The organism is Micromonospora sp. NPDC048170, assembly GCF_040652795.1.
Classification (GTDB): Bacteria; Actinomycetota; Actinomycetes; order Mycobacteriales; family Micromonosporaceae; genus Micromonospora.
In genome coordinates this window covers 130,753-148,602 of the sequence record NZ_JBEZMR010000001.1, presented here as the reverse complement: position 1 = coordinate 148,602, position 17,850 = coordinate 130,753, and the positions used below count along the sequence as shown (strand labels likewise).

Sequence of the window (17,850 nt, the reverse complement as noted above, 5' to 3'; positions counted from 1 at the left end):
TTCCCCTGCCGCTGGCCCCTGGCCCGGCGCTCAGCCGGCTCGGCGGGTCTCCCCGCTCCGGTGCGGCCGGGCGGGACGACCCCGCTCGTGCGGGGCCTGACCGGATCGCCACGGCCCCGGCCCGGACTCCTGCCCCGGACGGGGCAGGGCAGCCAGCACGTGCGCCAGGTGGTGCGAGGTGCTCCACGCCGCCCAGTTGCTGGCGGACCCGGCGCCGGCGCCTCCGCGGGCACGCCGCAGGATCTCGTGGTCACCCCACGAGAAGGCGGCACCGACGGCCGGCCAGTGCGGCGCCGAGACCAGGGTGCGGCAGAGGTCCGCGAACCGGTCGTCGCCCCGCCTGCCCCGCCGTGACCAGCGGTACACCCACCAGGCGCCGTCGGTGGTGTAGCGGACGGTGGGCAGCCGGTCTCCCGACTGGTCCGCGCCGGGCACGGCGGAGCCGACACCGTAGTCGCCGTAGCCGACGCCGAGGTCGGCCAGCCGCTGCCAGAGCTGCCAGTCCCAGCGGTCGAGGCGTACCGGCTCGTCGGTGGGCAGGGCGGACAACGCCGGGGGCATCCCGCCCGCCGCCACGCTCACCGAGCACCAGGCGTGCCGGCGGGCCCACTCCAGCAGCCGGCGGACCCGGGGCTCGGCCACCCGCACGTCGGCCAGGCAGCACACGTCGCCCGCGTCGATGAGCAGGTCACACTGCTCGGGCACCAGCCGGGTGAACCGCCAGACCCGCTCCGCCGCCGCCGTGGCCGCGTCCGGGCCCGTCCGGTCGTGGCCGACCCGCAACCGGACGACCGCCCGTTGGGCGTGGGCCCGGGCCGCCGCGCCGTGCGCCACCAGGCGCCGGTCGCTGTCCGCGAGCCCGATGACCGGCACCAGCGGTACGCCCCAGCGGACCAGCTCGGCCCCCGGAACGTCGGGCAGGGCGGTGACGTCGACAGCGGTGAGCAGCCCGGCGGGCAGCCGGCGGAGCACGTCCAGGGTGAACTGGTCCAGGATGGACACCTGGAGGACCGGGGCGAGCAGGGGTGCGACATCTTCGTCGAGATGACCGAGCGCCTCCAGCTCGCCCCGCCGGTTGGCGAGGATGGGGCGGTAGACCGGTTCCGCCGCCCGGCCCCGGTGGGCGGGCACCATACCCCAATGTAGCCAGACATCGGTGTCGGTCACAGGGGCGATCGGTCCGGCGAGCACCCCGATCCGTCGTCCCGGTACGCGAACCGGGCGGGCGCCCCCTCGCCCCGCCCCGGCCCGCAACGACGACGCCGCCGCCCCGCGTGGCGGGACGGCGGCGCTACCGGCGACGGATCAGTCGTCGTCGCGGTCGTCATCGTCATCGTCGTCGCGGTCGTCGTCATCGTCGTCGACCGGCTCCTGCTCGGCCTTGACCACGGAGCCGTCGGCCCGGTCGACGTCGATCTCGTGCTCGGTCTGCCCGGCCACGATCTCGACGCTCCACACCGCCCGGCCGTCCTCGTCCTCGCGCTCCACCTCGACGATCCGGCCACCGCCGGCCCGCGCCAGCGCGATCTCGCCGGCCCGTTGCTCGGTCACCGCGTCCTCACCGGTGGCCGGAGCGCTGCTGCCCGACGGGGTGCCGGGCGCCGCCGTGGTGCCGCTGGTGGCCGGCGCGCCGCCCGTCGCCGGGGCGCTGCTCCCGGTGCCGCCCGGCGTGGCCGGCGTGCCCGGCGTGGTGGTGGCGGCCAGGGCGGTCGGCCGGGCCGCGCTGGTGTCGGCCGCCGCGACGCCGAAGGTCGCCCCGGTCACGGCGAGCACGGCCGCGCCTCCGAGCGACGCCAGCATCAGGGACTTGCGCTTCATCTCGTTCACCCTTCCTCGATTGCTGGTTCCCAGGATCACGCCTGCCCGGATAGCGCCACGCTGCCCGAACGCTAAGGCCGGGTTAAGCCTGGCCGGGGGACAACGGACCGGCGTCAGGGTCGGGGCGGGCCGAGTTCGAGGCGTACCTCCGCGCCCCCGGACGGGGCGGCGTGCAGGGTGAGCCGGCCACCGCTGGCCTGGGCGGCGCGGCGGGCGATGTCCAGGCCCAGGCCGGTCGAGCCGGCGCCGCTCGCGCCCCGGTCGATCGTGCCGGCCGGTATCCCCGGCCCCTCGTCCACCACGGTCAGCGCCGCCCGGCCGGCCTCCGCCCCCAGCCGGACGGCGAACGCCGTGCCGTCCGGGGTGTGCGCGAAGACGTTGCCGAGCAGGGCGTCCACCGCCGCCGCCAACTCGTCGGCGGGCACCCCCACCGGCAGCGGTCCCGGTGCCAGGTCGAGCGTCACGGTCCGTCCCGTGTCCTCGGCCAGCACCGACCAGAACGCCACCCGTTCGGCCACCACGGCCGCCGCGTCGGCGCTGGCCGCCCCGGCCGTGGGCGCCCGCCAGCGGGCCTGCCGGATCAGGCCGGTGACCGCCCGCTCCAGCCCGTCCACGGCCGCGGTCACCCGGGCCGCGTCCTCCGGGTCGCGCAGCGACTCGGCCTCCAGCCGCAGCGCGGTCAGCGGGGTGCGCAGGCGGTGCGAGAGGTCGGCGACCTCCTCGCGCTCCTGCACCAGCAGCACCTGGATGCGACCGGCGAGGTGGTTGAGGGCGCCGGCGACCTCACGCAGCTCGGGTGGCCCGGTGGGGGTGACGCGCGCGTCCAGTTCCGCGTTGGCCAACCGGTGCGACACGGCGGAGAGCTCACCGATCGGCCGGACCAGGTTGCGGGCCAGCCGGTCGGCGACGGCCAGCCCGATCAGCACCAGCAGCGCGCCGAGCAGGGCCAGGGCCAGCCAGGACCGGGTCACCCCGGCGGTCAGCTCGGCGGGCGGCACCAACGTCCGGATCACGCCGGTGCCGTCCGGGCGGCCCTGCACGGCGATCACCACCTCCCGTCCCCGCCCGGACTCGGCGGTGAGGCTCTGCCCCCGTTCCGCCAGCGCCACCGCGGCCGTACGGGGGGCCGGGGCGCCGAGCACCGTGCCGTCGGGCAGGAACACCGTGACCGGCCGCTCGGACTCCGTGGCCAGCTGTTCGACGGTCAGCCGGATCGTCGCGGTGTCGGCGGTGCCGACGACGGTGATGAGGCTCTGCGCGTCGGCGGTGGCCCGCACGGTGGCCCGGTCGGCCGCGACGGTACGCACCAGCAGCGCCAGCGGCACCAGGAAGGCGACCAGGGTGAGGACGCTGACGGCGGCGACCAGCAGTGCCAGCCGCGCCCTCATCCGGCGCTCCCCGGCGCCTCGAGCCGGACCCCGACGCCCCGTACGGTGTGCAGGTAGCGGGGTGCCTGCGCGTTCTCCCCGAGCTTGCGCCGCAGCCAGGACAGGTGCACGTCCACGGTCTTGTCCGCGCCGCCGTACGGGACGCGCCACACCTCGGCGAGCAGTTCCCGCTTGGTGACCACCTGGCCGGGGCGGCCCGCGAGGTGGTGCAGCAGGTCGAACTCGCGCGGGGTCAGCTCGACGGCCTCCCCGTCCAGGGTGACCTGCCGCGACCGGGGGTCGACCCGCAGCCCGCCCACCACCAGCGCCGGGTCGTCCGGGGCGGACCCCGCTCCGCGCCGCAGCACCGCCCGGATCCGCGCGTCGAGCTGCGCGGCCGTGAACGGCTTCACCACGTAGTCGTCCGCTCCGGCGTCGAGCACCCGGACGATCTCGGTCTCGTCGTCGCGCGCGGTGGCGACGATGACCGGCACGGCGCTGACCGCGCGGAGCATCCGCAGCAGCTCCCGGCCGTCCAAGTCGGGCAGCCCCAGGTCCAGCACCACCAGGTCGGGCCGGTCGTCCAGCGCGTCGCGCAGGCCGGTCATCGCCGTCGAGGCGGCGGCCACCGCGTGCCCCCGTTCGCGCAGTGCCCGCAGCAGCGGCGTACGGATCGTCAGGTCGTCCTCGATGAGCAGCAGGCGGGCCACAGGTGGCAGGCTAGCCGCCACACGACGCCCCGGCTCGGACCTTAACCCTCCCTTAGCCTCGTCCAGGGCTCGTCCCAACTGCGGATCGGGGAGACTCGGGGGATGCGTCGCCGTCCGTTCCTCGCCGTCGCCGGGTGGCTGGCCACCGCCGCCGTCGCCACCGTGATCGGGGTGGCCGCGATCGAGTGGGTGGGGGAGAGCATCGCCGGCACGCCGGGCGGGGTGCTCAGCCAGGAGGAGGTCGAGCGGGCACTGGCCTCGCCCGCGCCCAGCGTCCCGGGGGTCGGCGGGCCGTCGTCGCCGACCGGGAGCCCACTGCCGCCGGGAGCGACCGGATCGACCCCGGCGGGCCCACGTCGGGCCTTCGCCACGACGGGGGGCAGCGCGGTCGCCGAGTGCGGGCCGGGCGGGGTGCGGCTGGTCTCCTGGACGCCCGCGCCGGGCTACCGGGTGTCCGAGGCGGAGCAGGGGCCGGACGACGACGTGGAGGTCACCTTCGCCGGCCCGGGCGGCGAATTCGAGCTGAAGGTGCGCTGCGTGGGCGTGGAGCCGGTGTCGGCCGACGACGACTGACCGTCGCGCCGCGACCCGGGCCCGGACACGAGCGCACGGCGCCGTTCGGATCCCGGGGATCGGAACGTCGCCGCGCTCTGGCCGTCTCCCACCGCCGCAGCCGTACGGCGGTACGTCAGCGGGGACCTGGCTCGACCGGCCACCGTGCGCCGGCTAGGCACTCGATCCCCGTCCACGGAGGATCGAAACCCCGGAGGAGTGGCGAATTCCACCATCTGCGAGTCCCGGCGTGACAGCGGGCCCTGGCGGGTATGGGTGTCGGCATGGAGCATTTCACGATCGCGACCGTCGCCGAGAAGAGCCCGGACTTCCGGCGGGTGCTGTGGACCGGTGAGCACACCCAGCTGGTGATCATGACGATTCCGCCGGGCGGCGAGATCGGCGAGGAGGTCCACGAGGGCATCGACCAGATCCTGACCTTCGTCAGCGGTACGGGCGAGGCCCGGGTGGCGGGGGAGAAGCGCGAGGTCGTGCAGGGCGACCTGGTGGTGGTGCCGGCCGGCACGAAGCACAACTTCGTCAACACCGGCCCCAACCCGCTGGTGCTCTACACCGTCTACGGCCCGCCCGAGCACGCCGACCAGGCGGTGCACCGGACCAAGGAGGAGGCCGACGCCGCGGAGGCCGCCGGCGAGGACGAGCCGCCCACCTCCTGACCGTCCCGCGTACCGGTGCCGCCTGGCGTGGGCGGCACCGGTCGTGGACGCCTCAGGCCGGCAGGACCGGTACGTCGGTGACGTCCACGGTCTCCGGGTACTTCACGCCGGCACCGGTGTTGAGCACCACCACCCGTTCGCCGGCCCGGATCCAGCCGCCCGCGCGCAGGTGCCGGGCGGCGGTCAGGCAGGCGGCCCCCTCCGGACAGAGCAGCAGCCCCTCGCGGGCGGCGAAGTCCCGCAGGTCGGCCAGTATCTCGGTGTCGTCCACCGCGATCGCCGTGCCGGCGCTGGCGCGCAGCGCGTCGAGGATCAACTCGTCGCCGAGCGGGGCGGGCACGGTGATGCCGTACGCCACGGTGTGCGCGTCGGCCCACGGCCGCGCCCGCTGCTCACCGGCGGCGAAGGCGCGGACGATCGGCGCGCAGCCGGTGGACTGCACCGCGACCAGGCGGGGCAGCCGGTCCTCGATCCACCCCAGCTCGCGCAGCTCGTGCAGCGCCTTCTGGATGCCGATCAGGCCGACCCCACCCCCGGTGGGATAGATGATCACGTCCGGCACCTGCCAGCCGAGCTGCTCGACGATCTCGTACCCCATCGTCTTCTTGCCTTCGAGCCGGTACGGCTCGCGCAGCGTGCCGGCGTCGAAGACCGCGCCGCCGGAGCCGGCGACCAGCCCCGCGACGTGCCGGCCGGCGTCGCTGATCAGCCCGTCGACCAGGCGCAGGTCGGCCCCGGCGGCCACGCACTCGCGCCGGCAGATGGTCGGCGCGTCCAGCGGCATGACGATGGTCGCGCCCAGCCCGGCCCGTGCGGCGTAGGTGGCCCAGGCCGCGCCCGCGTTGCCGTTGGTCGGCATGGCGATCCGCTGTACGCCCAGCTCACGGGCCCGGCTGACGCCCACCGCCGCGCCGCGTGCCTTGAACGACCCGGTCGGGGTCAGCCCCTCGTCCTTGACCATCAGGTCGGCGATGCCGATCTCCGTGCCGTAGGCCGGGGCGCGCAGCAGCGGCGTCCAGCCCTCGCCCAGCGTGGTCTCGTGCCGGGGGTCGGCCACCGGCAGCAGTTCGCGGTAGCGCCACAGGTCGGCGGGGCGCAGCGGGAACCGTTCCGGGGTGAGCACCTTCGCCACCGCCGCCAGGTCGTAGCGGGCCAGCAGCGGGGATCCGCAGTCGCAGAGGTTGGCCGGTCGGGTGGCGTCGTGCTCCCGTCCGCAGCGCGGGCACTCCAGGTGTGTCAGGTACACGATGCTCCTCGCCGTCTCAGCTCGGGTCCCGGCCCGTGTCGATGCTCAGCCAGCGCCGGCTGCGCCGCCCAGGCTCGTAGGCCGAGTCCAGCCGCTTCGCCACCACCCCGGGCAGCCCCTGCTCCCGCCCGGTCCGCAGCGCCTCCCGGCCGGCGCCCGGGAACCAGGGCGGAGTTTGCCAGTGCGGGCCGGCGAGCGCCAGACCGTCGAGCAGCTCCCGGCGCTGTGCGTAGGGCAGGTCCGTGCTGGTCACGCCCTCCATCCAGAGCAGGTCGAAGATCAGGTACTGGGCGTCGGGGGTGCGGCGCCCGCCGCGTGCCGGCCGCACCCGGCCGGCGCCGTCGATGCGGACCAGAACGCCGTCCAGCACGGCCTCCGTGGGCGCCAGCTCCTCGGCCATCTCCCGCAGCCAGGGGTACGTCCCGGAGACGTCCTCGTCGTCCTCCGCGAGCAGCCGCAGCCGCCCACCCGAGACGTACGCGACCGCGCGCACCCCGTCCCAGCGCAGCTCGTAGCCCCACTCCGCCTCGCCCCGGGGCAGTTTCGCCGCCCGGGTGGGCAACATCGGGCGGACCAGTTCCGGCATGCTCGTCCAGCCCTGCGGGGGCGGGTCGGTGCGGCGGACCATCCAGTCGCGCCCGCCCTTGCGCCCGGTGGCGAAGAGGACGTACCGCCCGGTGGTGCGCTCGCCGTCGAGCACCACGATCACCTCGTCGTCGCGCCACTTCTCGCAGTGGTAGGTGCCCCGGTCGTGGACGGTCATCCGCCCGCCGCCGTACTCGCCGGCCGGGATCTCGCCGTGGAAGTCGAGGTACTCCATGGGGTGGTCCTCGGTGTGCACGGCGAGGTGGTTGCGGCCGGTGTCGCGGGGCAGCCCGCGCGGCACGGCCCAGGAGGCCAGCACCCCCTCGTGTTCCAGCCGCAGGTCCCAGTGCAGGCTCCGGGCGTGGTGCTGCTGGATGACGAACCGGGCCGTACCGTCGGCGGCCTTCCTCCTGCGCGGGTGGCGCTTCGGCACCGGTTCCGGGGTGCGCGCCGCGTCCCGTTTGCGCCGGTACTCCTCCAACGGGTCAGCCACATCCGTATTCTCCGGCAATCCGTCCCGGTCCGCCGGTCGCCCGCGTGTCCGGTACGCCGGTCCGTTCGGGCATGTCGCAGGTCAGCCCGGGTAGACGCGCGGCATGGACCACGAGGACCAGCCCACCGTCCTGCTCCCGGGCGAGGTGCGGATGCCGCTGCTCGGCTTCGGCACGTGGCAGGCCACCGGCCAGGCCGGGTACGAGGCGGTGCTCGCCGCGCTCGACGCCGGCTACCGCCACGTCGACACCGCCACGATGTACGGCAACGAGGAGGAGGTCGGCCGGGCGGTCCGGGAGAGCGGGCTGCGCCGCGAGGACGTCTTCGTCACCACGAAGTTGCCCCCGGACCGGGTCGGACGGGAGCGGGAGACGATCGAGGCGAGCCTGACCGCGCTCGGCATCGACCAGGTCGACCTGTGGCTGGTCCACTGGCCGCCGGCGAGCCCCGGGGACAACATCCCCGTCTGGCGGGAGATGCTCGCCGCCCGGAACGAGGGGCTGGCGCGCGCGGTGGGGGTGAGCAACTACGCCACCGCCCAGATCGACGCGCTGATCCAGGCGACCGAGGAGAACCCGGCCGTCAACCAGATCCGGTGGAGCCCCTCGTTGTACGACCGGCAGCGGCACAGGGACCACCGTGACCGGGGCATCGTGCTGGAGGGTTACAGCCCGTTCAAGAGCAGCGACCTCGCCGACCCGGTGCTGACCCGCATCGCCGCCGCGCACGACGTCTCCCCGGCCCAGGTGGTGCTCCGCTGGCACGTCGACCACGAGATCGTGGTCATCCCCAAGTCGGTGACCCCGGAGCGGATCCGCGTCAACGCCGACATCTTCCACTTCTCGCTCACCGCCGAGGAGATGCGCGACATCGACGCACTCGGCAACCCCTGACCGACCCCTTCCGGCCGCCCGGATCGGGGCCCGCTCCGGGCGTCGCACCCGGACGCGTTTGCCAAATTCCTTCAGCCTGAATAGGGGCGATGAAGGGTATCGACATAGATGCTCGTGACGATATACCGTGCGCGTCACCAGTTCATCGATGAGTCGGAACCCCTCCGCCCTTGTCTGAAGGAGCGCCATGAACGCGTCACGACCAGCACGCCTCCCCCGACGCGGGTTGCTGGGCATGTCGGCCCTGGTTGTCACCGCGGCGGCGGTCGCCGCCAAGCCCGCCGCGGCCAGTGCCGCGCCGCTCGCCGCGCCGAAGGCCGAGTGCCTCGCCGACCTGCTCGGGGAGTCCTGATGGCCACCATTCCCTGGCTGGTGGACGTCCTGCGGGGGGCGGGCGTCCAGGTCGTCGTCGAGGGCGACTGGCTCAATCGGTCGGCAGGCAGCTCGTTCGCCCCGATCGGCGTGCTCTGGCACCACACCGCCGCCACCTCCAGCGCCAGCAACCCGCACCCGGCGCTCAACATCTGCATCAACGGCCGGTCCGACCTGCCCGGCCCGCTCTGCCAGGCGCTCGTCGACTACCACGGCGTCTTCCACGTGATCTCCGCCAACCGCTGCAACCACGCGGGTGTCAGCCGGGGCAGCGGGCCGATCCCGGCCGGCGACGGCAACACGCTGATGATCGGCTGGGAGATCGACTACAACGGGGTCAACCAGGAGATGACTGCGGCGCAGTACAACGCGTCGGTCGCCGCCACCGCCGCCGTGCTCAAGCGGCTGGGCAGGGACGCCAGCCACGCCCGCGGCCACCGCGAGACGAGCACCAGCGGCAAGATCGACCCGTCCTTCATCGACCTGAACACGATGCGCGCCGACGTCGCCGCGAAGATGGCGGGAGGCGGCACCGCCTGGAGCTCCGTGGTGGACAACTCCACCGCCGGCCGGTTCACCGCCAGCGCCAGCTGGGGCACCTCGTCGTACTCGACCCAGCGGTACGGGGCCGACTACCGCTTCGCGGATCCGGTCGCCGCCAGCGACGCCGCCTGGTACAAGTTCAACGTCCCGGCGACCGCCAACTACCGGGTCGACGCCTGGTGGCCGGCGGTTTCCGGCTACAACGCCGCGACTCCGTACATCGTCTCCACCACCACCGGCAACCGCACGATCATCGTCGACCAGCGGGCGACCGGCGGGCAGTGGCGCACCCTCGGCACCTTCACGCTGCCGGCCGGTGACGCCAACCGGGTCGCGGTCAGCCGGTGGAGCTCCGCCGCCGGCCTGGTCATCGCCGACGCGGTCCGCCTCACCCGGGTCTGAGCCGGCAGGTCCTCCGACTCGCGACGTCCGCCAGGCATCGGGGTGGCCCGGCGGACGTCGCGTCCGGCAGTGCCGACCTGGGCGCGCCGGATCGGCACCTGCTCAGGCCCGCGAGCAGGCGACCCCGTTGAGGGTGAAGCTGGTCGGGGACGAGTACGCCCCGCTCAGCGTCCCCTGGTAGCCGAAGCTGGCCGTGCCGCCGGGAGCGAGCGTGCCGTTCCAGCTGATGTTCCGCGCGGTCACCGCCGTCCCGCTCTGGCTCACCGTGGCGTTCCACGCGTTGGTCACCTGCTGCCCGGTGGGCAGGTGGTAGGCGAGCGTCCAGCCGTTGACCGGGCTCGACCCGGTGTTGGTGACCTGCACGTCGGCGGTGAAGCCGTTGCCCCACGCGTTCGGCGTGTACTTCACGGCGCAACCCGAGCCGCCGGGCGGGGGAGTGGTCGGTGGCGGCGTGGTGGGCGCGGGAGTGGTGGGCGGCGGGGTGGTCGGGTTGCCGCCGCTGTTGACCGCGGCCGAGAACGAGGTCACCGCGAGACCGGCGCCGCCCTGCCACGGCTCGAAGCCGGCCTGGATGCTGGTCAGGTACCAACTGTTGGTGATCGCGCCCCGGTTGCGGGTGTCGTCGACGAACGCCAGCAGGTTGAGGTTCGCGTTGCTGATCGCCGACGGCGCCAGGTACGAGATGACGTTGTTGGCGCCGTTGCTGCCCCGCCAGACCTCCCAGCTCCGCCCGTCGACGGTGGCGGTGCCGACCGGGGAGCCGATGGGCTGGATCGGGCCCTGCCGGTTGAGCCAGATCATGATCTCCATCTGGTTGACCCCGTCCCGCCTGGGCGACGGGTCCAGCCAGATGTCGTACGAGGCGTTGTAGGTGGCGCCGCTGACGTACCGGTAGGCGATGCTGCTGGTGGCGCTGCTGATCTGGCCGACCTGGATCGGCAGGTTGGTGCCGGGGGAGCAGTTGGTGTAGTGGCAGCCCAGGAAGACAGACGGGTACGCCGTCGGGGCGCCGTTGGTGGGGTTGCTGCCGTTCTGGGTGGTGATCTCGAAGCCGCTGTCGGTGACGTTGATGCACTGCTGGGCAGTGGTGCCCCAGCGGTTGTTCTGCACCACGTAGCGGCCCTGGATGGTGGTCGAGCCGTACTGCTCGCAGATCTGGGTGTCGGCGCTGGCGGTGCCGCCGAGGGCGACGGCGACGATCGAGCCGGCGGCCAGCAGCGCGGCTGCCGCGAGGGCTCGGAGTGGACGTTTCATGATGCTCCTTGGCTTCGGCAGGGGACGCCGGACGTCATCGGCCGGTACGGCGCGGGAGCGCTCCCACATCTGTCGACACATTTACATCTCTGAAACACCCGCGCAATGGATCCGGGGTATTGGGGAGATAAGTGAGGTTTGTCACGCGCGGAGCGGCCGGTGGGCAGGTGGTCCACCGAAGCGCCCGACCTGGCCGCCGAGGATTGTTTCGTCTGCAACGGTTGACTCTGGTGTGCGCCGATTGCGCCGAGTAGTGTCTTGCCTCCAACGCGTGCCGAACCCCTCCGGAGGCGTACACCACCATGGGTGGCTCCCCCCTGCGCATCCTCGTCGTCGGCGCGGGCATCGCCGGCCTGGCCGTGGCCCGGGCGCTGCGGATGGCGGGCCTCCGGCCCGACGTCACCGAGAGGCTGCCCCCGGGCGAGAACGCCGAGGCCGGTCTCTACCTGCCGGGCAACGCCGCCCGGGCGCTGCGCCGGCTCGACCTCGACGGTCCCGTCCGCCCGCTCGGGCACGTCATCCACCGGCAGCGGTTCCTCGACGCGGCCGGTACGCCGCTGTGCGAGGTCGACCTCGACACGCTCTGGGCCGGGGTCGGCGAATGCCGGGCGCTGCCCCGGGAGGACCTGCACCGGGTGCTGCTCACCGGCGCCGGCGGCGCCGTCCGGCACGGCGCCGAGGTGCGCACCATCGACCTGCTGCCGCACTCCGTCGGCGTCACCTTCGTCGACGGCACCGCCACCGAGTACGACCTGGTGATCGGCGCCGACGGGCCGCGCTCCTCGATCCGCGCCCTGGCCGCGCTCGGCGGCCCGCCCCGGCCCGCCGGCCAGGTCGTCTACCGCGCCGTGGTGCGCGACGCTCCCCCGGTCGCGGAGTGGACCGCGCTGCTCGGCCAGCGCGCCGGCTTCCTCGTCGTGCCGATCGGCGGCGGGCGGCTGTACTGCTACGCCGACGAGGCCGGCACCGTCGCGCCGGCCGACCCGACGGCCCGGCTGCGCGAGCTCTTCGGCGACTACGGCGGACCGGCACCGGCCGTGCTGGGGGCGCTGGACCGGGTGCACGTCGGGATCACCGAGGAGGTGGAACTGGGGCGCTGGTCCCGGGGACGGGTGCTCCTCGTCGGGGACGCCGCCCACGCCACCGCGCCGACACTGTCCCAGGGCGCGGCGATGGCGTTGGAGGACGCGGTGGTGCTCGCCGAGTCCCTCCGGGCGGCGGGCGGCGACGTCGAGGCGGCGCTTTCGGCGTACGAGAGTCGTCGTCGCCCACGTACGCGATGGGTGCGGGACCGGACCCGGGACCGCGACCGGACCCGGGACGTGCCGCCGGCGCTGCGCGACCCGCTGCTGCGCGGGCGCGGCGGCCGGATCTTCGGCGAGCACTACCGGCTGCTGCTCGGCCCTCTGTAGCGCCGTCGGCCGAGGGTCCTCCACGCCGGGTGGCGCAGGCTACCCGACCACCCCACGCAGCATGGCCACCTTGCGGGGACTATCCTCCTTGCGGATGACGGCCCGCAGATAACCAGCGTGTGCCGAGCGGGACAACCCAGAACCGGAGGCCACTCGTGACCACCGTCGCACCCAAGCCGGTCGTGACCCGGCCCTGGCCGGTCCGAGAGCCGGTCAAGGGGTCGGCCATCGCGCGGATGCTGCGTACCACGGACGCGAAGCAGATCGGGATCATGTACATGGTCACCGCGTTCGTGTTCTTCATGATCGGTGGCCTGATGGCCCTGATCATGCGGGCCGAGCTGGCCCGGCCCGGGCTGCAGTTCCTGTCGCCCGAGCAGTACAACCAGCTGTTCACCATGCACGGCACGGTCATGCTGCTGTTCTTCGCGACGCCGATCGTGTTCGCCTTCGCGAACTACGTGGTGCCGTTGCAGATCGGCGCCCCTGACGTGTCGTTCCCCCGGCTGAACAGCTTCGCCTACTGGCTGTTCCTCTTCGGCGGCACGATGACGATGGTCGGCTTCGTCACCCCCGGTGGGGCCGCCGACTTCGGCTGGACCGCCTACACGCCGCTGAGCAACGTCGACCACTCCCCGGGCATCGGCGGCAACCTGTGGGTCGTCGGCCTGGTCATCTCCGGTCTGGGCTCGATCCTCGGCGCGGTCAACCTGATCACCACGATCCTGACCCTGCGCGCGCCCGGCATGACCATGTTCCGGATGCCGATCTTCACCTGGAACATGCTGGTCACCAGCCTCCTGGTGATCCTGGTCTTCCCGCTGCTGGCCGCCGCGCTCATGGCGCTGGCCGCCGACCGCCTCCTGGGCGCCCACGTCTACGACCCGGCGACCGGCGGGCCGATGCTGTGGCAGCACCTCTTCTGGTTCTTCGGCCACCCCGAGGTGTACATCATCGCGCTGCCGTTCTTCGGCATCATCTCCGAGATCATCCCGGTCTTCTCCCGGAAGCCGATCTTCGGCTACAAGGGCCTGGTCGCCGCGACCATCGCCATCGCCGGCCTGTCGATGAGCGTCTGGGCGCACCACATGTTCGCCACCGGCCAGGTGCTGCTGCCCTTCTTCAGCTTCCTGAGCTACCTGATCGCCGTGCCGACCGGTATGAAGTTCTTCAACTGGATCGGCACCATGTGGCGCGGCCAGATCAGCTTCGAGACCCCGATGCTGTTCTCCATCGGCTTCCTGGTCACCTTCCTCTTCGGCGGCCTGACCGGTGTGCTGCTGGCCAGCCCGCCGCTCGACTTCCACCTGCACGACTCGTACTTCGTGGTGGCCCACTTCCACTACGTGCTCTTCGGCACCATCGTGTTCGCCGTCTTCGCCGGCATCTACTTCTGGTTCCCGAAGATGTTCGGCCGGATGCTCGACGAGCGGCTGGGCAAGGTGCACTTCTGGCTGACCATGATCGGCTTCCACACCACGTTCCTGGTGCAGCACTGGCTGGGCAACGAGGGCATGCCGCGCCGGTATGTCGACTACCTGCCCGGCGACGGCTTCACCACGCTGAACATGATCTCCACGATCGGCGCGTTCCTCACCGGCATCTCGACTCTGCCGTTCATCTGGAACTGCTGGAAGTCGTACAAGGCCGGCCCGGTGGTCGAGGTCGACGACCCGTGGGGCTACGGCAACTCGCTGGAGTGGGCGACCAGCTCCCCGCCCCCGCTGCGGAACTTCGACCGGATGCCCCGGATCCGCTCCGAGCGGCCGGCGTTCGACCTCAAGTTCCCCGAGCTGGCGGCCGGCGGCCAGAGCCTGGCCGGCCCGCCGGAGGGCGGCGCCAAGCTGCTGACCAGCGAGGCGGACGGCGGCGCCAGCTACCGCGAGGACACCGCCAGCGACATCGACCGGCACTGACGCTCCGCAGTACGTAGGACGGGCGCCACCCCACCAGGGGCGGCGCCCGTCACCATTCGCGAACCGACCCCTCCGTCTACCCGGGGCAGAAGCAGTACCGCTCCCCGCCAGCGACCCCGACCCCACACCGCCTGCCACCCCGAACCACTCCCGGACCCGCGCTCTGCCGCTGACGCGCGACGTGCACTTTGTGCCCGCCCGCAACGGGCCACCCCGAACCGCTCCCGCGCCGTGGCCATGTCTGACGCGCGATCTTGCAAAATGTGCCCGGGCGAAACGGGATGAAGTTCGCAACGTGAGGGCCGAAAGTGCAAGATCGACGCCGGGCCGGGCCGGGCGGGGTGGGGTGGGGTGGGGTGCGGGGTGGGGGGGGGCGGTAGCCGCCGCCAGCGGGTTAGCTGGGGGTTGGGATTGGCTGGGGCTCGGGAGCGGCGGGGGTGGTGGTGGGGGTGAGGGTGGTGGGGGTGGGGGTAGTGGGGGTGGGGGTAGTGGGGCGGTGGTGGCGCAGGTTGATTGGGAGGACGGCCAGCGCCACCAGCGCGCCGACCGCCCCGGTCACCGCGAAGCCCCAGACGGGCGCGGAGGCGTCGATGACGGCGCCGGCGAGCGGCGCGCCGACCGCGATGCCGACCGTGACCGCCGAGCCGTGCAGGCCCATCGCCTCGCCGCGTACGGAGGCGGGGGCCAGCCGACTGACCGCGTCGGAGGTGGCCGCGATGGTCGGCGCGCAGAGCGCCCCGGCGGGGATCAACGCCAGACAGAGCAGCCACCAGTGTGCCCCGCCCAGCCCGACCGGGATGGTGCAGAGGCTGAGTGCGGCCATCAGGGCCAGCGGCGAGAAGGATCGGCTGACCGCCCCGTACGCGAAGCCGCCGACCAGCGACGCGACCGCCCAGACGGCGAGGACGGCGCCGGTCCACCCGACGTCGCCGCTCTCCCGGAGCACGGCGACCACGGCCACGTCGGTGCCGCCGAGCACCAGCGTGCCGGCGGCGCTGACCGCCAGCACGGCGAGCAGGCGCGGGGTGAGCCACGACCGGCGGGGCACCTTCGGCTGCGGCCCGGTCGCCTCGCCGCCACTGCGGGTGGGCGGGTTGAGCACCCAGAACGCGATGCCGGCGGCGACGATGCCGGCGCCGACCAGGTAGAGGGTGGTCCGGGCGGAGATCGCGGTGACCGCCGCCACGGCCAGCGCGGGACCGACCATGAACGACAGCTCCACCGACATCGAGTCCAGCGCGTACGCGGGGCGGCGCCGCTCGGGTGGCGCCAGCGCGGCGATGGACTGCCGGACCACCGAGAAGATCGGCAGGGCGAGGGAGCCGGCCAGGAACGCGGCAGGCAGCAGCACCGGGTACGGCAGCACCGGCGCGGTGGACCAGAAGACCGCCTCGGCGATCCCGGTCAGCACGAGCACCGGCCGCAGCCCGTGCCGGTCGATCAGGCGGCCGAGCAGCGGGCCGCCGATCGCGGCTCCCACGGTGATCGCCGCGCCGACGAGCCCGGCCGCCCCGTAGCCACGCCCGAGGTCGAGCACGACGTAGAACGTCAGGGTCACGCCGGTCGCGGTGAGTGGTACGCGGGCGAGCACCGACACCAGCAGCAACGACCGGAGACCGGGCAGGGCGAGCGCCTCCCGGTAAGGCTTCATGTTCATGTCGGTGCCTACCTCCGGCCGACATCCTCGGCCGTGGATACGACACCCGCCAGCGAATTACCGCCTCATGCGGCGCTGATCACAGGCGCCCCGCGCATGGTGACCCCGGCGCCCTCGAAGGCGCGCAGCGCCACGTCGGTGGTGTCCGGGGCGACCCCGGCGGTCAGGTCCAGCAGCACGGTGGTGGCGAAGCCCTCCCGGGCGGCGTCCAGGGCGGTCGCCCGTACGCAGTGGTCGGTGGCGATGCCGACCACGTCGACCCGGTCCACGCCGTGCCGGCGCAGCCAGTCCGCCAGGCACTCGCCGTCGGCGGCGTGCCCGTCGAAGCCGGAGTACGCGGCGGCGTACTCGCCCTTGTGGAAGATCGCCTCGATCCGGTCGGTGGCCAGGTCGGGGTGGAACTCCGAGCCCGGGGTGCCCACCACGCAGTGCCTCGGCCAGGACTCCACGAAGTCCGGCGGGTCGCCGAAGTGGGCGCCCGGGTCGACGTGGTAGTCCTTCGTGGCGACCACGTGGTCCCAGCGCTCCGGCTCGGCGGCGAGCAGCCGGGTGATCCCGGCCGCCACGCCGGCCCCGCCGCCCACGGCCAGCGAGCCGCCCTCGCAGAAGTCCTTCTGCACGTCCACGACGATCAGCGCGTTGCTCACCGCGTGCTCCTTTCTCAGTCGGCCGGGACGACCGTGACGGGAATGGCCGGGTCGCCGGCCGAGAGCTTCAGCCCCTCCCAGGGGATGGAGATCAAGCACTGTCGCAGGTGTTCCCGCGACTCGTCCAGCGTCGGCCGGTCGACGGGCTCGCCCCCGGCCACGAACGAGTGCTGGAGCAGCCGGTCGTTGGGCCGGGGGTCGGGCACGCCCTGCGGCACGACGACCTCCTCGGTGGCGGTGCCGGTCGGCTTGTGCCGGCGTACGGCCACCTTCCGGCCGCCGATGGTGGCCTTGTGTTCGGAGCGCTTGACCACCGGGCGGCCCTCGACCTCGACGAGCTTGTAGACCAACCCGGCGGTGGGCGCGCCGGAACCGGTGACCACGGCGGTGCCCGCGCCGTACATGTCGACCGGCTCGGCGGCGAGCGAGGCGATGGCGTGCTCGTCGAGGTCGCCGGAGACGATGATCCGGGTCTCGGTGGCGCCCAGCGAGTCGAGCAGCTCGCGGGACTGCTGGGCGATCACCGCCAGGTCGCCCGAGTCGATCCGCACCGCCCGCAGGTCGGGCCCGGCCACCGCGATCGCGTTGCGGATGCCCTGGCTGATGTCGTACGTGTCGACCAGCAGCGTGGTGTCCTTGCCCAGCGTGGCGACCTGCGAGGCGAACGCCGCCCGCTCGTCGGTGTGCAGCAGGGTGAACGCGTGCGCGGCCGTGCCGGCGGTCGGGATGCCGTAGCGCAGCCCGGCGGCGAGGTTCGAGGTGAACCGGAATCCGGCCAGGTACGCGGCCCGGGCCGCGGCCACCGCCGCCTCCTCGTGCGCGCGCCGGGAGCCCATCTCGATCAGGGTCCGCCCGCGGGCGGCGGTGACCATCCGCGCGGCGGCTGCCGCGACCGCACTGTCGTGGTTGAGCACCGACAGCACGAGCGTCTCCAGCACCACGCACTCGGCGAAGCCACCGGAGACGGTGAGGATCGGCGAGCTGGGGAAGAACAGCTCGCCCTCGGCGTAGCCCTCGATGTCGCCCGTGAAACGGTAGTCGCGCAGCCAGGCGGCGGCCTGCTCGTCGACCACGCCGGTACGCCGCAGGAAGTCGACCTCGTCGGCGTCGAAGCGGAAGTCGCGGATCAGTTCGATCAGCCGGCCGGTGCCGGCGACCACGCCGTAGCGGCGACCGGCGGGTAGCCGACGGGTGAACACCTCGAAGACGCAGGGGCGGTTCGCGGTGCCGTCGCGCAGGGCGGCACTGACCATGGTCAGCTCGTAGTGGTCGGTCAGCAGCGCGGGGCGAAGGGTGCTCACCCGCCC

Annotated in this window: 16 protein-coding genes; 6 read left to right on the top strand and 10 right to left on the bottom strand. The window is 73.5% G+C overall.

Annotation, left to right across the window (positions count from 1 at the left end; translation table 11 throughout):
• Positions 1 to 30 precede the first annotated feature (30 nt).
• The 4 genes from AB0D32_RS00565 to AB0D32_RS00550 form a co-directional block, all read right to left on the bottom strand.
• On the bottom strand, positions 31 to 1,134 hold the full coding sequence (locus AB0D32_RS00565) for a hypothetical protein (protein ID WP_357082548.1): 1,104 nt from the start codon (positions 1,132 to 1,134) through the stop codon (positions 31 to 33).
• Between the two features lie 171 nt (positions 1,135 to 1,305).
• A complete protein-coding gene (locus tag AB0D32_RS00560) occupies positions 1,306 to 1,818 on the bottom strand; it encodes a PepSY domain-containing protein (protein ID WP_357082545.1) in 513 nt (170 codons plus the stop codon).
• Positions 1,819 to 1,931: 113 nt separating this feature from the next.
• Positions 1,932 to 3,206, bottom strand: coding sequence for a HAMP domain-containing sensor histidine kinase (locus AB0D32_RS00555; protein WP_357082541.1), 1,275 nt, complete (start codon positions 3,204 to 3,206; stop codon positions 1,932 to 1,934).
• The gene (locus AB0D32_RS00550; RefSeq protein WP_357082538.1) at positions 3,203 to 3,895 is read right to left on the bottom strand and encodes a response regulator transcription factor; all 693 of its coding nucleotides are present in this window, start codon (positions 3,893 to 3,895) and stop codon (positions 3,203 to 3,205) included. Before AB0D32_RS00550 ends, AB0D32_RS00555 begins: the two co-directional genes overlap by 4 nt.
• 102 nt (positions 3,896 to 3,997) lie before the next feature.
• Here AB0D32_RS00550 and AB0D32_RS00545 point away from each other — a divergent pair, with 102 nt between their 5' ends.
• Positions 3,998 to 4,468, top strand: coding sequence for a septum formation initiator (locus AB0D32_RS00545; protein ID WP_357082535.1), 471 nt, complete (start codon positions 3,998 to 4,000; stop codon positions 4,466 to 4,468).
• Positions 4,469 to 4,731: 263 nt separating this feature from the next.
• Positions 4,732 to 5,124 (top strand): cupin domain-containing protein, encoded by a 393-nt coding sequence (locus tag AB0D32_RS00540; RefSeq protein ID WP_089001794.1) that lies wholly within the window; start codon positions 4,732 to 4,734, stop codon positions 5,122 to 5,124.
• A gap of 52 nt (positions 5,125 to 5,176) precedes the next feature.
• Here the strand turns inward: AB0D32_RS00540 and AB0D32_RS00535 are convergent, their stop codons facing one another.
• Both AB0D32_RS00535 and AB0D32_RS00530 read right to left on the bottom strand, forming a co-directional pair.
• A complete protein-coding gene (locus AB0D32_RS00535) occupies positions 5,177 to 6,370 on the bottom strand; it encodes a threonine synthase (protein WP_357082531.1) in 1,194 nt (397 codons plus the stop codon).
• 16 nt (positions 6,371 to 6,386) lie between these two features.
• Positions 6,387 to 7,448, bottom strand: coding sequence for a DNA polymerase ligase N-terminal domain-containing protein (locus AB0D32_RS00530; RefSeq protein WP_357082528.1), 1,062 nt, complete (start codon positions 7,446 to 7,448; stop codon positions 6,387 to 6,389).
• Between the two features lie 103 nt (positions 7,449 to 7,551).
• Between AB0D32_RS00530 and AB0D32_RS00525 the strand changes: the two genes are divergently transcribed.
• A complete protein-coding gene (locus AB0D32_RS00525; protein WP_357082525.1) occupies positions 7,552 to 8,340 on the top strand; it encodes an aldo/keto reductase in 789 nt (262 codons plus the stop codon).
• A gap of 351 nt (positions 8,341 to 8,691) precedes the next feature.
• Positions 8,692 to 9,657: an N-acetylmuramoyl-L-alanine amidase gene (locus AB0D32_RS00520; RefSeq protein ID WP_357082522.1), complete on the top strand. Its 966-nt coding sequence runs from the start codon at positions 8,692 to 8,694 to the stop codon at positions 9,655 to 9,657.
• Positions 9,658 to 9,759: 102 nt separating this feature from the next.
• Here the strand turns inward: AB0D32_RS00520 and AB0D32_RS00515 are convergent, their stop codons facing one another.
• Positions 9,760 to 10,911, bottom strand: coding sequence for a cellulose binding domain-containing protein (locus tag AB0D32_RS00515; RefSeq protein ID WP_357082519.1), 1,152 nt, complete (start codon positions 10,909 to 10,911; stop codon positions 9,760 to 9,762).
• Positions 10,912 to 11,213: 302 nt separating this feature from the next.
• Between AB0D32_RS00515 and AB0D32_RS00510 the strand changes: the two genes are divergently transcribed.
• Both AB0D32_RS00510 and ctaD read left to right on the top strand, forming a co-directional pair.
• A complete protein-coding gene (locus AB0D32_RS00510) occupies positions 11,214 to 12,323 on the top strand; it encodes an FAD-dependent monooxygenase (protein ID WP_357082516.1) in 1,110 nt (369 codons plus the stop codon).
• Between the two features lie 155 nt (positions 12,324 to 12,478).
• Positions 12,479 to 14,239 carry a cytochrome c oxidase subunit I gene (gene ctaD / locus AB0D32_RS00505; protein ID WP_357082513.1) on the top strand — a complete coding sequence of 587 codons (1,761 nt, stop codon included), beginning with the start codon at positions 12,479 to 12,481 and terminating at the stop codon, positions 14,237 to 14,239.
• Between the two features lie 394 nt (positions 14,240 to 14,633).
• Here the strand turns inward: ctaD and AB0D32_RS00500 are convergent, their stop codons facing one another.
• The 3 genes from AB0D32_RS00500 to AB0D32_RS00490 form a co-directional block, all read right to left on the bottom strand.
• Positions 14,634 to 15,896, bottom strand: coding sequence for an MFS transporter (locus tag AB0D32_RS00500; protein WP_357082510.1), 1,263 nt, complete (start codon positions 15,894 to 15,896; stop codon positions 14,634 to 14,636).
• Positions 15,897 to 15,961: 65 nt separating this feature from the next.
• Complete coding sequence (locus AB0D32_RS00495) at positions 15,962 to 16,543, bottom strand: isochorismatase family protein (protein WP_357082507.1); 582 nt, start codon at positions 16,541 to 16,543, stop codon at positions 15,962 to 15,964.
• A gap of 14 nt (positions 16,544 to 16,557) precedes the next feature.
• Positions 16,558 to 17,844: a nicotinate phosphoribosyltransferase gene (locus AB0D32_RS00490; protein WP_357082504.1), complete on the bottom strand. Its 1,287-nt coding sequence runs from the start codon at positions 17,842 to 17,844 to the stop codon at positions 16,558 to 16,560.
• Positions 17,845 to 17,850: the final 6 nt, after the last annotated feature.

What these genes read in the sequence shown, in the direction of transcription:
- AB0D32_RS00565 (WP_357082548.1), bottom strand. Translation starts at nt 1,134, where the DNA reads ATGGTGCCCGCCCACCGGGGCCGGGCGGCGGAACCGGTCTACCGCCCC.
- AB0D32_RS00560 (WP_357082545.1), bottom strand. Translation starts at nt 1,818, where the DNA reads ATGAAGCGCAAGTCCCTGATGCTGGCGTCGCTCGGAGGCGCGGCCGTG.
- AB0D32_RS00555 (WP_357082541.1), bottom strand. Translation starts at nt 3,206, where the DNA reads ATGAGGGCGCGGCTGGCACTGCTGGTCGCCGCCGTCAGCGTCCTCACC.
- AB0D32_RS00545 (WP_357082535.1), top strand. Translation starts at nt 3,998, where the DNA reads ATGCGTCGCCGTCCGTTCCTCGCCGTCGCCGGGTGGCTGGCCACCGCC.
- AB0D32_RS00540 (WP_089001794.1), top strand. Translation starts at nt 4,732, where the DNA reads ATGGAGCATTTCACGATCGCGACCGTCGCCGAGAAGAGCCCGGACTTC.
- AB0D32_RS00525 (WP_357082525.1), top strand. Translation starts at nt 7,552, where the DNA reads ATGGACCACGAGGACCAGCCCACCGTCCTGCTCCCGGGCGAGGTGCGG.
- AB0D32_RS00520 (WP_357082522.1), top strand. Translation starts at nt 8,692, where the DNA reads ATGGCCACCATTCCCTGGCTGGTGGACGTCCTGCGGGGGGCGGGCGTC.
- AB0D32_RS00515 (WP_357082519.1), bottom strand. Translation starts at nt 10,911, where the DNA reads ATGAAACGTCCACTCCGAGCCCTCGCGGCAGCCGCGCTGCTGGCCGCC.
- AB0D32_RS00510 (WP_357082516.1), top strand. Translation starts at nt 11,214, where the DNA reads ATGGGTGGCTCCCCCCTGCGCATCCTCGTCGTCGGCGCGGGCATCGCC.
- AB0D32_RS00500 (WP_357082510.1), bottom strand. Translation starts at nt 15,896, where the DNA reads ATGAACATGAAGCCTTACCGGGAGGCGCTCGCCCTGCCCGGTCTCCGG.